Below are 13262 nucleotides of genomic sequence, written 5' to 3'. Positions count from 1 at the left end.
AAACGAACGAGACCGGAATCCGGCATCGTCCATCGAATTAAGCGAATTGTCGCTGTCTTTGACGGAATCGAAAGGAAAAGTCAACCTCTATCACCAAGAGACCGTAAATCCTTACCGTTTCATTAATATCGTAATACAGGTGACTGTCAAAAATAAAAGCCAGCCTGAAACATCAGGCCGGCTTTTTTGTATTTATCCAAACCAGAAAACCTGATCAGGCAGGAAGCAGAAGCTTTTCAATTTCTGCTGTCACATCGGCCATAGCCGCCATGCCATCAACCAGCTTCAACTCACCGGTGCCTGCATAATAGTCAGACAAAGGCGCGGTTTTTTCACGATACTCGATCAGACGCTTGCGGAACGCTTCAGGATTATCATCTGAACGAACAGTACCGCCCGCAGCAATGGTTTCCGCAACGCGGTTTTCCATACGCTTAATCAGAGCAGTCTCATCCACCTTCAGCTCAATAACCGCATCCAGCTCAGCATGCTTGTCTTTCAGCATACCTGTCAGCGCCTGTGCCTGAGGTACGGTACGCGGATAACCATCAAGGATAAATCCGTTCGCGCAATCCGGCTGGTCAATGCGATCAGAAACAATCGCATTAACAATCTCATCGGAAACTAACTGACCCGCATCCATAACTGCTTTGGCGCGCTTGCCAACTTCAGTCTGTGCAGCAACTGCTGCACGGAGCATGTCACCGGTCGAAAGCTGTGGGATAGCATATTTCTCAGTGAGAATTTTTGCCTGTGTGCCCTTACCTGCGCCCGGAGGTCCTAAAAGTATAAGTCTCATCTCGCCCGTCTTCCCCCACGAAGTTTGGATTTTTTGATCAGCCCTTCATATTGATGGGCAATGAGATGACCCTGTATCTGTGCAACCGTATCAAGTGTTACGTTAACAACGATAAGCAGGGACGTACCACCGAGATAGAAAGGTACACCGGCCGCTGAAATCAGGAACTCAGGTACAAGACAGACAATCACGATATAGATAGCGCCAACCACGGTAATACGGGTCAGAACATAATCGATGTATTCCGCGGTGCGTTCACCCGGACGGATGCCCGGAATAAAGCCGGAATGTTTCTTCAGCTGGTCTGCGGTGTCCTTAGGATTAAAGACAATCGCGGTATAGAAGAAGCAGAAGAATGCCATCAGCGCTGCATAAAGGAACATATAGATCGGCTGGCCGTGACCGAGAGCCGAAAGAAGCATGCTTCCCCATGCAGGCATATTTTCCGAATTTGCAAAACCGGCAACAGTTGCAGGCAGCAACAGCAGTGACGATGCAAAGATCGGAGGAATAACACCGGCAGTATTCAGTTTAAGCGGCAGATGCGATGTTTCGCCCTGCGCCATACGGTTACCGACCTGACGCTTCGGATACTGGATCAGAAGACGACGCTGAGCGCGTTCAACGAACACGATCACAGCAATCAGGAAGATTGCCAGAGCGATCACAGCAAGAATAAGCACTGTTGACAACGCACCAGTACGGCCAAGTTCAAGAGTACCGGAAATCGCGTGCGGAAGGTTCGCAACAATACCGGCAAAAATGATCAGGGAAATACCGTTACCGATACCACGCGCAGTGATCTGCTCACCAAGCCACATCAGGAACATTGTACCGCCGACAAGCGTAATGACCGAAGTCACGCGGAAGAATAGTCCCGGATCCGTCACAATACCACTGCCGGACTCAAGCCCCACAGAGATTGCATAGGCCTGCACAAGCGCCAGAAGCACTGTACCGTAACGCGTATACTGGTTGATAACTTTACGTCCGGCTTCGCCCTCTTTCTTGAGTGCTTCAAGTGAAGGCACCACAGAGGTCATAAGCTGTACAATAATCGATGCCGAAATATACGGCATAATCCCTAGCGCAAAGATCGCCATACGTGCAACAGCACCACCGGCGAACATATTGAACAGCCCCAGCACGCCCTGACTGTGCTGCTGGAACGACTGGGCCAGCGCGTCAGGATTAATGCCCGGCAAAGGAATATATGTACCAAAACGATACACAAGCAGAGCCCCGAGCGTAAACCAGATACGCTTCTTGAGCTCAGTGGCCTTCGAAAAGGCTGAAAAATTCAAATTGGATGCAAGCTGTTCAGCAGCCGATGCCATGAGATTACTCCGGTCTGTCGTACGTCAGAATCTGACGCCCCTCCCCAGATATGCCCATAGACATCAAGACGCAAGTAGGCACATGAAATCAATAGGCATAAAGTTGAAAACGGCGGCTCTAAGGCCGCCGTCTTGAAGGTATTTCTGAGGTCTTATTCGGCAGAAGCAGCTTCAGGTAATTTTACCGAACCGCCTGCTTTTTCGATCTTTTCGATCGCAACCTTAGAAGCACCGGCGGCTTCAATCACCAGCTTCGCAGTGATTTCACCGTCAGAAACGACGCGGAAACCATCCAGAGCGCGACGGATAATACCGGCAGCGATAAGTGTTTCAGCAGTAACAGATGCTTTTGCATCCAATTTACCGGCATCAACAGCTTCCTGAATGCGACCAACCGACACAACATTGAACTTCTTAGCGAAGATGTTGGTAAAACCGCGCTTTGGCAAGCGACGGTAGATTGGCATCTGACCGCCTTCAAAACCGTTGATAGCCACGCCTGAACGGGACTTCTGCCCCTTCACACCGCGACCACCGGTTTTGCCGGAGCCGGAACCGATACCACGGCCAACGCGTTTGCGGGCTTTGGTTGCACCTGGGTTTTCACGCAGATCATTAAGTTTCATGATAATTCTCCTGCGCTTTAATTAAGCTTCGTCCACAACGCGAACGAGGTGCGCAACCTTAGCAATCATACCACGAACGGAAGGTGTATCTTCCAGTGTGCTGCGGCGGCGCATTTTGTTAAGACCGAGACCAACGAGCGTAGCGCGCTGTTCTTTCGGACGACGAATTGGGCTACCAATCTGTTCAACGGTAACCGTTTTGCCTTTAGTAGAAGACATAACTTTGTTCCTTAAGTCCTGGCGAGCCTTGCGGCCCTCCCCAATGGTTACTCTTCACCACCGACAACGTCCTGACGACGTGCCTGCAGGGTCGAATACTTGATACCGCGCTGTGCAGCGATATCTTTCGGGTGCATCTGATGCTTCAGAGCATCAAAGGTTGCACGCACCATGTTGTATGGATTTGATGAGCCAAGGGACTTGGCTACAACGTCCTGAACGCCGAGCGTTTCGAAAACCGCACGCATTGGACCACCAGCAATGATACCCTTACCGGCAGGAGCCGAACGCAAGAGAACTTTACCGGCGCCATGACGGCCCTGAACGTCGTGATGCAGTGTACGACCTGAACGCAGCGGAACAAAAATCATGTCACGCTTAGCAGCTTCAGTTGCCTTACGAATTGCTTCAGGCACTTCGCGGGCTTTACCATGACCAAAGCCTACGCGGCCTTTCTGATCACCAACAACAACCAGAGCAGCAAAGCCGAAGCGACGACCGCCCTTAACAACTTTAGCAACGCGGTTAATATGAACCAGTTTATCTACGAATTCGCTATCGCGCTCTTCGCGACCGCGGTCATCGCGATTACGTTCTTTCTGTGCCATTTCCTAATTCCTTTTTCTTTTCCGGAAGCACAATTGAAACATTAACAAGACATTAAGTCTGAAAATGCACAAATAGGCACCCATAGCTCGGTTTCATGACAAGTCAGAACCGATACCAGAGCGCCTTGCCATCAATGCGATCAACGTTAAAACGTATCAGGCAACTATGATGTGTAGTTTAGCTTACAGCGTCTATTGTGATTCACTTGTGAAACACGAGGCTGTAATACATAAAAAATGTCGTCAAATGCAAGCACCTGACGACATTTTTTGTATTTTTTTAGAAGCTGAGACCAGCTTCACGCGCTGCGTCAGCAAGAGCTTTCACACGACCGTGGAAAATATATGCGCCACGATCGAAGACAACTTCTGCTACGCCAGCCTGAGCGGCACGCTCTGCAACCAGCTTGCCAACTGCAGCAGCTGCTGCAGTATCGGCACCGGTTTTCAGAGAACCCTTGAGCTCACCTTCCAGAGTGGAGGCGGCAGCAACGGTATGACCACGAACATCATCGATGATCTGTGCGTAGATATTCTTGGACGTACGGTGTACGCTCAGACGCAGGCGACCATTCGAAACAGCTTTGAGCTGACGACGAACGCGTGCAGCACGGCGCTGAATAGTTTGTTTCGGCGATGCCATAACACGTGTTCCTTATTTCTTCTTACCGGCCTTGCGGACGATAACTTCACCGGCATAACGAACGCCCTTGCCTTTATAAGGCTCAGGTGAACGGTATTCACGGATCTCGGCAGCAACTTGACCTACAACCTGCTTGTCAATACCAGAGATAACGATTTCCGTTGGCTTTGGTGTTGCAACAGTGATGCCGGCTGGAACATCGTAGATGACTTCATGGCTGAAACCCAGCGAAAGCTGAAGATTCTTACCCTGCATAGCAGCACGATAACCAACACCGGTAATTTCAAGCTTCTTTTCGAAGCCGTCTTTAACACCGGTGAAGATGTTGCTGATCATGGTACGGGCCATGCCCCATTTAGCGCGGGCGTCTTTCGACTGGGACAGAGGAGTAACGCTAACTGCGCCCTCTTCCATCTTAACGCTTACTTCTTGACTTACAACGAACTGAAGTTCGCCTTTAGTGCCTTTGGCAATAACAGTCTGACCATCAACGCTGGCGGTCACGCCTGCCGGAACCGGCACGGGTTTTTTACCGATACGAGACATTGTTAACCCTGTCCGTTTCTATGTTCACCACTCAGCCACATCAGAAGATGCGGCAGAGCAGCTCACCACCAACGTTTTGCTCACGAGCCTGATGATCTGCCATCACACCCTTAGGGGTGGAAAGAATGGAGATACCAAGGCCGTTAGCGACTTGTGGAATCGACTTTACCGAAACGTAAACGCGACGGCCCGGCTTTGAAACGCGGGTCAATTCACGGATGACAGGCGCACCCTCGTAATATTTCAGTTCGATTTCGATTTCGGATTTACCGTTGTCGAAGTCGGTCTGTGTGTATCCGCGGATGTAGCCTTCAGCCTGCAGCACATCAAGTACGCGAGCGCGCAGCTTGGAAGCAGGTGTGGAGAGCTTGGTCTTTTTACGTCCAAGCGCATTGCGGATGCGGGTCAGCATATCGCCGATAGGATCTGACATAGTCATGTAATAACTCCCTTACCAGCTCGACTTTACGATGCCTGGAACCTGGCCGAGCGAACCCAGCTGGCGCAAAGCAATACGCGACATACGAAGCTTGCGGTAGAAACCGCGTGGACGTCCGGAAACTTCGCAACGGTTGCGAATGCGAACTTTGGAGGAGTTACGTGGCATCTCAGCCAACTGGATTGTAGCGCGGAAGCGCTCATCCAGAGGCAGGGACTGATCCATAACAATTGCCTTCAAACGTGCACGCTTAACAGCATGACGCTTAACCAACTTTTCGCGGCGCTTGTTGTTTTCGACTGCGCTAGTCTTGGCCATTTTTGATTACCTCGCTACGCTTGTCGTTACTGGCGAAACGGGAAGTTGAAGGCGCGCAGAAGAGCGCGAGCTTCATCATCCGTTGGTGCAGTCGTGCAAACGATGATGTCCATGCCCCAGATCTGATCAACTTTATCGTAGTTGATTTCTGGAAACACGATGTGTTCCTTGATACCCATGGCGAAGTTGCCACGACCGTCAAAGCTTTTAGGATTCAGACCGCGAAAGTCGCGAACGCGCGGAAGCGCAATCGTGATCAGACGATCCAAAAATTCATACATACGCTCGCCACGCAGGGTGACTTTCGTACCAATCGGCATATCTTCACGGAGTTTGAAGGTTGCGATTGAATTACGTGCGCGGGTAATGACAGCCTTCTGACCGGCGATTTGTGCCAGATCTTCAGCAGCGCGTGCAGGCTTTTTAGAGTCTGCAGTGGCTTCGCCAACACCCATATTGATTACAACTTTAGAAACGCGTGGAATCTGCATTTCGTTGCTGTATTTGAACTCTTCAAGAAGAGCTTTACGGATTGTATCCTTATAAAGCGTCTTGAAGCGTGGTTCACTCTTTGCTTCAGCCATCGATCGACTCTCCGGAACGTTTTGCTACGCGTACCTTCTTGCCATCCTTTTCGATGAAACCAACGCGAGTTGGCTTACCATCTTTAGGATCAGCAATTGCCAGGTTCGACAAATGGATTGCGGCTTCTTTCGAAATAATGCCGGCTTCCTGTGTCTGTGTCTGACGCTGATGGCGCTTAACAATATTGATACCGCTTACGAAAGCCTGATCTTCTTTTGGCAAGACCTTGATCACTTCACCGGTACGGCCCTTGTCCTTACCGACAAGCACTACAACGCGGTCGCCTTTGCGAATCTTTTGCATCGTCGAACTTCCCTTACAGAACTTCAGGAGCCAGCGAGATGATCTTCATATGGCTCTTAGCGCGAAGTTCGCGTGGAACCGGTCCGAAGATACGTGTGCCGATAGGCTCTTTCTTGTTATCAATCAAAACAGCGGCATTGTTATCAAAACGGATAACGCTGCCATCTGCGCGACGAATGTCCTTGGCTGTGCGAACCACAACCGCCTTCATTACGTCACCCTTTTTTACGCGGCCACGAGGAATCGCTTCCTTGATGGACACCACAATGATGTCACCAACGGAAGCGTATTTCCGTTTCGAGCCGCCCAGCACCTTGATGCACATGACACGACGTGCGCCGGAATTATCCGCCACGTCGAGGTTTGTTTGCATCTGAATCATGACTGGCCGCCTTCTTATCTCTCAGCTGGTTAAGGGCTCATGCCCTACCTAAGCTGCGTGTTTATGTTAGCCCGTTAATTAGTTCGCGAGAACTACCCAACGTTTGTCTTTCGAAATCGGAGCAGATTCCTGAATGGAAACCTGATCCCCAACCTTGAACTGGTTGTTGGCGTCGTGAGCTTTGTACTTCTTGGACTGACGAATAATCTTCTGAAGCAGTGGATGCGCGTAACGGCGCTCCACTTTAACAACGACAGTTTTGTCGTTCTTGTCGCTAACGACAACGCCCTGCAGAATGCGTTTAGGCATTATTATATTCCTTATGCCTTGCTTTCGGCCGCCTTCTGGCGGGCAATAGTCTTGATACGTGCGATGTCGCGGCGAACCTGCTTCACACGAGCGGTTTTTTCCAACTGACCGGTGGCTTTCTGAAAGCGCAGATTAAACTGCTCTTTCTTCAATCCACCCAACTGATCAGTCATCTGGTCGAGGCTTTTGGCCCGGATGTCTGCGGCTTTCATAGCTGTCTCTCTTATTCAGCGATGCGTTGAATAAAACGCGTCTTGATCGGCAGCTTCGCAGCTCCGAGTCTGAGAGCTTCACGTGCCACATCTTCGGCTACGCCGTCAAGCTCAAACATAACACGACCTGGTGCTACGCGGCATGCCCAGTAGTCCACTGAACCCTTACCTTTACCCATACGGACTTCGGTAGGTTTAGAAGTTACTGGCAGATCCGGGAAGATCCGGATCCATACACGACCGGCACGTTTCATGTGACGGGTAATGGCACGGCGAGCGGCTTCGATCTGACGTGCTGTAACACGCTCAGGCTCGACTGCCTTCAGACCGAAAGCACCGAAGTTAAGATCCGTACCGCCCTTGGATTCACCGTGAATACGGCCCTTGAACTGCTTACGGAACTTTGTGCGCTTAGGCTGCAACATTGTTCTCTACTCCAATATTCTAACCGAAAACGCTTAAAATTAAGCGTTTTCGCGGCGGCGGTTTGACTGCGGACCCTGAGCGTCGCTCTCAATCGCACGACGTTCAGAAGCCATTGGATCGTGCTCAAGGATTTCGCCCTTGAATACCCAAACCTTCACGCCGCAGATACCGTAAGCGGTCTGTGCTTCAGCTGTACCGTAGTCAATATCAGCGCGCAGAGTGTGAAGAGGAACGCGACCTTCACGGTACCATTCCATACGTGCAATTTCTGCACCGCCAAGACGACCCGAACAATTAATACGGATGCCTTCTGCGCCGAGACGCATTGCGGACTGAACAGCACGCTTCATAGCGCGACGGAATGCCACACGGCGTTCCAGCTGCTGAGTGATCGACTGAGCAATCAGAGTAGCATCAACTTCTGGCTTACGAACTTCAACAATGTTGAGAACTGCGTCAGAGTTGGTCATATCGGACAGCTTCTTGCGAAGCTTTTCGATATCTGCACCCTTTTTACCGATGATAATGCCCGGACGAGCCGAGTGAATGGTCACACGGCACTTCTTGTGCGGACGTTCAATCACGATTTTGGAGATCGCAGCCTGTTTGAGTTCTTCAGTCAGGTATTTGCGAATCTTCAGGTCTTCATGAAGCAGCTTACCGTATTCGCCGGTATTCGCGTACCAACGCGAATCCCAGGTACGGTTGATGCCCAGACGAAAACCGATCGGATTAATCTTCTGGCCCATTATGCAGCCTCCCCTTTTGCGGCGACTTCGCGGACAACGATGGTCAGATGCGAAAACGGACGTTCAATCCGGCTTGCCTTACCACGGCCACGTACATGAAAGCGCTTCATGACGATCGACTTGCCAACAGAAGCTTCCGCAACGACCAAAGCATCAACATCAAGGTCATGATTGTTTTCTGCGTTGGCGATTGCCGATTCGAGCGTCTTCTTAACTGTTTCTGCGATACGCTTGCGCGAGAACGACAGATCAGCAAGAGCCGCGTTAACTTTCTTGCCGCGGATCAACGCCGCGACAAGATTAAGTTTCTGCGGGCTAACGCGAATCGTGCGGGCGACGGCTTTCGCCTCGTTATCCTTAAGCTGGCGCGGAGCCTTAGCCTTGCCCATACTTACTTCCTCTTCGCTTTCTTGTCCGCACCGTGACCGTAATAGGTACGGGTTGGAGCGAATTCACCGAACTTGTGTCCGACCATTTCTTCGGAGATGGACACAGGAATGTGTTTATTACCGTTGTATACACCAAAGGTCAGGCCAACAAACTGCGGCAAGATTGTGGAGCGACGGCTCCAAATCTTGATGACCTCATTACGACCGCCGGAGCGTACCTTCTCAGCCTTCTTGAGAAGATAGCCGTCAATAAACGGTCCTTTCCAAACTGAACGAGCCACTTTAGACTACCTCTCTTATTTCTTACGCTGATGACGCGAGCGAGCGATGAATTTATCTGTCGCTTTGTTCGAGCGTGTCTTCTTGCCCTTCGTAGGTTTACCCCACGGAGTAACAGGATGACGACCACCCGAAGTACGACCTTCACCACCACCGTGCGGGTGATCAACCGGGTTCATAGCAACGCCGCGTACGTGTGGACGCTTACCGCGCCATACGGAACGACCGGCTTTACCGTCGTTGGTGTTGCCGTGATCCGGATTGGATACGGCGCCAACAGTAGCCATACAGGCCGAATGGACCAGACGCTGTTCACCTGAGTTCAGGCGAAGAATCGCCATTCCCTGATCGCGACCAACGAGCTGAGCATAGGTACCAGCGGAACGAGCGATCTGACCGCCCTTGCCCGGCTTCATTTCCACGTTGTGGATAATGGTACCAACCGGCATCGCACCGAGTGGCATCGCATTACCTGGCTTAACGTCAACCTGTGCACCTGAAACTACCTTGTCGCCAACAGCAAGACGCTGTGGTGCCAGGATGTAGTTCAGAACACCGTCTTCGTAGCGGATCAACGCGATGAATGCGGTACGGTTTGGATCGTATTCAAGACGCTCAACAGTAGCAGTCAAATCGTGCTTTGTACGCTTAAAATCGATAAAGCGGTAAGTACGCTTGTGACCACCGCCCTGAAAGCGAACAGTGATACGACCGGTGTTGTTACGACCGCCCTTTTTAGACAAACCTTCGGTCAATGCCTTGACCGGCTTACCTTTGAAGAGCTCCGAACGATCAACAATAACCAGCTGACGCAGGCTAGGAGTGATCGGATTAAAGTGCTTGAGTGCCATTGTCTTTACTCCACGGCCTCTCAGAGACCAGTCGAAACGTCGATGCTCTGGCCTTCAGCCAAAGTTACGATCGCTTTTTTGACATCGCTCTGGCGCCCAACAATACCGCGGAACCGCTTCACTTTGCCTTTACGCACAGTGGTGTTCACAGCTGTAACTTTCACGCCGAAAAGCGCTTCTACTGCAGCTTTGATCTCTGGTTTCGTGGCCTTGCGGGCTACGTTAAAGACGATCTGGTTAAATTCGGAAACCATGGTCGACTTTTCGGTAATGACCGGGCTAACGATCACATCATAATGACGAAGATCTGTCATTTGAAACGCTCCTCGAGGGCTTCGACAGCTGCCTTGGAAAGGACGAGCTTGCCACGGCGAAGAATGTCGTAAACGTTGATGCCCTGTACCGGCAATACATCAATATTCGGAATATTGGATGCAGCCAGCTTGAAGTTGGCGTCGATTTCAGCGCCACCGATCAACAGTGCATTTTCCAGACCGAGATTAGCAAACTGGCTTACCAGCAGCTTGGTCTTGGCTTCTGCAGCTGCCAGATCATCGATGATGATCAGATCAGAGGCTTTAACCTTAGCCGAAAGGGCGTGACGCAGTGCCAAAGCGCGAACCTTCTTAGGAAGATCGTGCTCGTAGCTGCGGGAAACAGGGCCATGAGCCTTACCACCGCCACGGAACTGTGGTGCACGTGCGGAATGGTGACGAGCGCGGCCCGTACCCTTCTGCTTGTACATTTTTGCACCGGTACGTGCAACTTCACCACGGGTCAGTGTCTGGTGAGTACCCTGCTGACGGCGAGCGAGCTGCCAAAGGACAACGCGCTGAAGGATGTCATCGCGCGGCTCAAGACCGAAGATTTCTTCGGAAAGCTGCACTTTACCGGCATCCTTGCCTTCAAGTGTTGTAATCGTGAGATCCATTATTCGGCTCCCTCAGTCGCTGCAGTTTCAGAAACCACAGCAGCTTCACCTTTAGCTTGGCGCAGGCCAGCTGGCTTAGGAGCACTGTCTGGAAGCGATACTTTTACAGCATCACGTACATAGATCCATGCACCCTTGGAACCTGGAACAGCACCGCGAACAAGGATAAGGCCGCGATCGAGGTCGGTAGATACAACTTCGATATTCTGCGTGGTTACACGGGTCTGACCCATGTGACCGGCCATTTTCTTGCCTTTGAATACTTTACCTGGATCCTGACGCTGACCGGTCGAACCATGGGCACGGTGCGAAACCGAGTTACCATGAGTTGCGCGGCCGCCGCCGAAGTTGTGACGCTTCATAACACCGGCAAAACCTTTACCGATTGTTGTTCCTGTAACGTCAACTTTTTGACCAGCTACGAAATGCTCGGCAGTGATTTCTGCGCCTACATCCAGAAGATTGTCTTCTGAAACGCGGAATTCAGCTACTTTCGCTTTCGGTTCAACTTCAGCCTTCGCGAAGTGACCGCGCAGAGCCTTGGTCGTATTTTTCACCTTGGCCAATCCTACGCCAAGCTGCACGGCTGTATAGCCGTTTTTCTCTACTGTGCGCTGAGCTACAACGTGGCAGTTCTCCATGCGGAGTACTGTCACCGGTACATGCTCGCCAGCGTCTGTATAAACGCGGGTCATGCCCAGCTTTTGTGCAATAACACCTGAACGCATCGGTTCGTTCCTTCCGTCCTCAAGCCTTACAGCTTGATCTCGACATCAACACCAGCCGACAGATCCAGCTTCATAAGCGCATCAACTGTCTGTGGGGTTGGGTCAACGATATCGAGAAGACGCTTATGAGTGCGCATCTCGAACTGCTCGCGGCTTTTCTTATCGATATGCGGCGACCGGTTTACTGTGAACTTTTCGATCCGTGTTGGCAGAGGGATCGGTCCGCGCACATTGGCACCGGTACGCTTGGCAGTCGACACGATTTCGCGGGTCGAAGCGTCAAGGATCCGATGGTCAAACGCCTTAAGGCGAATGCGGATGTTTTGACCGTTCATTTGATTTGTTCCTTATTACGCGGGACGTTTGGCTGTTACGATGATCTTTTAAAACCACCAAACCAAACGCCCTGCACAAATCTATTACTCGATGATCGAAGCGACGATACCTGCACCAACGGTGCGGCCACCTTCACGGATCGCGAAACGGAGTTTTTCTTCCATGGCGATCGGTACGATCAGCGCAACATCAACAGTTACGTTGTCGCCCGGCATAACCATTTCCACGCCTTCTGGCAAGGTCACAATACCGGTTACGTCAGTTGTACGGAAATAAAACTGCGGACGGTAGTTTGTGAAGAATGGTGTATGACGACCACCTTCGTCCTTGGTCAGAATATAAGCTTCTGCCTTGAACTTGGTGTGTGGCTTAACCGAACCTGGCTTGCAGAGAACCTGACCGCGTTCTACGTCTTCACGACCTACACCGCGAACCAGTGCGCCGATGTTATCGCCAGCCTGGCCCTGATCGAGCAGCTTGCGGAACATTTCAACGCCGGTAACTGTTGTTTTACCGGTGGCTTTCATGCCAACGATTTCAACTTCTTCACCAACTTTAACGATACCGCGCTCTACACGACCGGTAACAACTGTACCACGGCCGGAGATCGAGAATACGTCTTCGATTGGCATCAGGAATGGCAGATCAACTGGACGCTCTGGTGTTGGGATGTAAGCATCCACAGCAGCCATCAGTTCACGAACTGCGTCTTCACCGATTTTCTTGTTTGAATCTTCCAGAGCAGCAAGAGCCGAACCCTTAACAACTGGAATATCATCACCTGGGAAGTCGTATTTCGAAAGAAGTTCACGAACTTCCATTTCTACGAGTTCCAGAAGTTCTTCGTCATCAACCTGATCAACTTTGTTCAGGAACACAACGATCGCAGGAACACCAACCTGACGAGCGAGCAGGATGTGCTCACGGGTCTGTGGCATTGGACCATCAGCAGCGTTAACTACGAGGATCGCGCCGTCCATCTGAGCCGCACCGGTGATCATGTTCTTAACATAGTCAGCGTGACCTGGGCAGTCTACGTGTGCGTAGTGGCGGTTTTCGGTTTCGTATTCAACGTGCGAAGTCGAAATGGTGATACCGCGTGCTTTTTCTTCCGGGGCATTATCGATTTGGTCGTAAGCCTTGAAGTCACCAAAGAATTTGGTGATAGCAGCTGTCAACGAGGTTTTACCATGGTCAACGTGACCAATGGTGCCGATGTTGACGTGCGGTTTGTTACGTTCAAATTT

Annotated in this window: 24 protein-coding genes; all 24 read right to left on the bottom strand. The window is 51.1% G+C overall.

Annotated features, from left to right (window positions below; all coding sequences use genetic code 11):
- Positions 1-214: 214 nt before the first annotated feature.
- Positions 215-799: an adenylate kinase gene (locus QUF18_RS11345; RefSeq protein ID WP_289387223.1), complete on the bottom strand. Its 585-nt coding sequence runs from the start codon at positions 797-799 to the stop codon at positions 215-217.
- On the bottom strand, positions 796-2136 hold the full coding sequence (gene secY / locus QUF18_RS11340) for a preprotein translocase subunit SecY (RefSeq protein ID WP_289387222.1): 1341 nt from the start codon (positions 2134-2136) through the stop codon (positions 796-798). The genes QUF18_RS11345 and secY overlap by 4 nt, the downstream gene beginning before the upstream one ends.
- A gap of 152 nt (positions 2137-2288) precedes the next feature.
- A complete protein-coding gene (gene rplO / locus QUF18_RS11335) occupies positions 2289-2762 on the bottom strand; it encodes a 50S ribosomal protein L15 (RefSeq protein ID WP_289387221.1) in 474 nt (157 codons plus the stop codon).
- Between the two features lie 21 nt (positions 2763-2783).
- Positions 2784-2981, bottom strand: a complete 198-nt coding sequence (gene rpmD, locus QUF18_RS11330) for a 50S ribosomal protein L30 (RefSeq protein ID WP_022710956.1) — start codon at positions 2979-2981, stop codon at positions 2784-2786.
- Positions 2982-3028: 47 nt separating this feature from the next.
- The gene (gene rpsE / locus QUF18_RS11325; protein WP_289387220.1) at positions 3029-3589 is read right to left on the bottom strand and encodes a 30S ribosomal protein S5; all 561 of its coding nucleotides are present in this window, start codon (positions 3587-3589) and stop codon (positions 3029-3031) included.
- A gap of 280 nt (positions 3590-3869) precedes the next feature.
- On the bottom strand, positions 3870-4232 hold the full coding sequence (gene rplR, locus QUF18_RS11320) for a 50S ribosomal protein L18 (protein ID WP_289387219.1): 363 nt from the start codon (positions 4230-4232) through the stop codon (positions 3870-3872).
- A gap of 12 nt (positions 4233-4244) precedes the next feature.
- The gene (gene rplF / locus QUF18_RS11315) at positions 4245-4778 is read right to left on the bottom strand and encodes a 50S ribosomal protein L6 (protein ID WP_289387218.1); all 534 of its coding nucleotides are present in this window, start codon (positions 4776-4778) and stop codon (positions 4245-4247) included.
- A 40-nt stretch (positions 4779-4818) separates the two neighbouring features.
- Positions 4819-5217 (bottom strand): 30S ribosomal protein S8, encoded by a 399-nt coding sequence (gene rpsH / locus QUF18_RS11310; RefSeq protein WP_289387217.1) that lies wholly within the window; start codon positions 5215-5217, stop codon positions 4819-4821.
- A 12-nt stretch (positions 5218-5229) separates the two neighbouring features.
- A complete protein-coding gene (gene rpsN, locus QUF18_RS11305) occupies positions 5230-5535 on the bottom strand; it encodes a 30S ribosomal protein S14 (RefSeq protein ID WP_289387216.1) in 306 nt (101 codons plus the stop codon).
- A gap of 26 nt (positions 5536-5561) precedes the next feature.
- Positions 5562-6119: a 50S ribosomal protein L5 gene (gene rplE, locus QUF18_RS11300; protein WP_289387215.1), complete on the bottom strand. Its 558-nt coding sequence runs from the start codon at positions 6117-6119 to the stop codon at positions 5562-5564.
- Complete coding sequence (gene rplX / locus QUF18_RS11295; RefSeq protein ID WP_289387214.1) at positions 6112-6423, bottom strand: 50S ribosomal protein L24; 312 nt, start codon at positions 6421-6423, stop codon at positions 6112-6114. The genes rplE and rplX overlap by 8 nt, the downstream gene beginning before the upstream one ends.
- Before the next feature lie 13 nt (positions 6424-6436).
- Positions 6437-6805, bottom strand: a complete 369-nt coding sequence (gene rplN, locus QUF18_RS11290; RefSeq protein ID WP_113944906.1) for a 50S ribosomal protein L14 — start codon at positions 6803-6805, stop codon at positions 6437-6439.
- 78 nt (positions 6806-6883) lie between these two features.
- Positions 6884-7114, bottom strand: a complete 231-nt coding sequence (rpsQ, locus tag QUF18_RS11285; RefSeq protein ID WP_113944905.1) for a 30S ribosomal protein S17 — start codon at positions 7112-7114, stop codon at positions 6884-6886.
- A gap of 11 nt (positions 7115-7125) precedes the next feature.
- Entirely contained in the window at positions 7126-7326 is a 201-nt protein-coding gene (gene rpmC, locus QUF18_RS11280; protein WP_289387213.1) for a 50S ribosomal protein L29, read from the bottom strand.
- Positions 7327-7337: 11 nt separating this feature from the next.
- Complete coding sequence (rplP, locus tag QUF18_RS11275) at positions 7338-7751, bottom strand: 50S ribosomal protein L16 (RefSeq protein WP_289387212.1); 414 nt, start codon at positions 7749-7751, stop codon at positions 7338-7340.
- A 39-nt stretch (positions 7752-7790) separates the two neighbouring features.
- A complete protein-coding gene (gene rpsC / locus QUF18_RS11270) occupies positions 7791-8501 on the bottom strand; it encodes a 30S ribosomal protein S3 (RefSeq protein ID WP_289387211.1) in 711 nt (236 codons plus the stop codon).
- Positions 8501-8890, bottom strand: coding sequence for a 50S ribosomal protein L22 (gene rplV, locus QUF18_RS11265; protein ID WP_289387210.1), 390 nt, complete (start codon positions 8888-8890; stop codon positions 8501-8503). Before rplV ends, rpsC begins: the two co-directional genes overlap by 1 nt.
- Before the next feature lie 2 nt (positions 8891-8892).
- Positions 8893-9171, bottom strand: coding sequence for a 30S ribosomal protein S19 (gene rpsS / locus QUF18_RS11260; RefSeq protein WP_022710942.1), 279 nt, complete (start codon positions 9169-9171; stop codon positions 8893-8895).
- Between the two features lie 15 nt (positions 9172-9186).
- A complete protein-coding gene (gene rplB / locus QUF18_RS11255; protein WP_289387209.1) occupies positions 9187-10020 on the bottom strand; it encodes a 50S ribosomal protein L2 in 834 nt (277 codons plus the stop codon).
- Positions 10021-10040: 20 nt separating this feature from the next.
- Positions 10041-10334 (bottom strand): 50S ribosomal protein L23, encoded by a 294-nt coding sequence (locus QUF18_RS11250; RefSeq protein WP_022710940.1) that lies wholly within the window; start codon positions 10332-10334, stop codon positions 10041-10043.
- Positions 10331-10951, bottom strand: coding sequence for a 50S ribosomal protein L4 (rplD, locus tag QUF18_RS11245; RefSeq protein ID WP_289387208.1), 621 nt, complete (start codon positions 10949-10951; stop codon positions 10331-10333). Before rplD ends, QUF18_RS11250 begins: the two co-directional genes overlap by 4 nt.
- The gene (gene rplC / locus QUF18_RS11240) at positions 10951-11679 is read right to left on the bottom strand and encodes a 50S ribosomal protein L3 (RefSeq protein WP_289387207.1); all 729 of its coding nucleotides are present in this window, start codon (positions 11677-11679) and stop codon (positions 10951-10953) included. The genes rplD and rplC overlap by 1 nt, the downstream gene beginning before the upstream one ends.
- Positions 11680-11705: 26 nt before the next feature.
- Positions 11706-12014: a 30S ribosomal protein S10 gene (gene rpsJ / locus QUF18_RS11235; protein WP_002964363.1), complete on the bottom strand. Its 309-nt coding sequence runs from the start codon at positions 12012-12014 to the stop codon at positions 11706-11708.
- Positions 12015-12098: 84 nt separating this feature from the next.
- The coding region (gene tuf / locus QUF18_RS11230) for an elongation factor Tu (RefSeq protein ID WP_289387206.1) at positions 12099-13262 on the bottom strand (1164 nt) is incomplete at its 5' end.

Origin of the sequence: Pseudochrobactrum kiredjianiae (assembly GCF_030362795.1) — a bacterium.
Taxonomy (GTDB): Bacteria; Pseudomonadota; Alphaproteobacteria; order Rhizobiales; family Rhizobiaceae; genus Pseudochrobactrum; species Pseudochrobactrum kiredjianiae.
The sequence above is the reverse complement of the archived record's forward strand: the minus strand, read 5'-3'. Positions and strand labels throughout refer to the sequence as shown.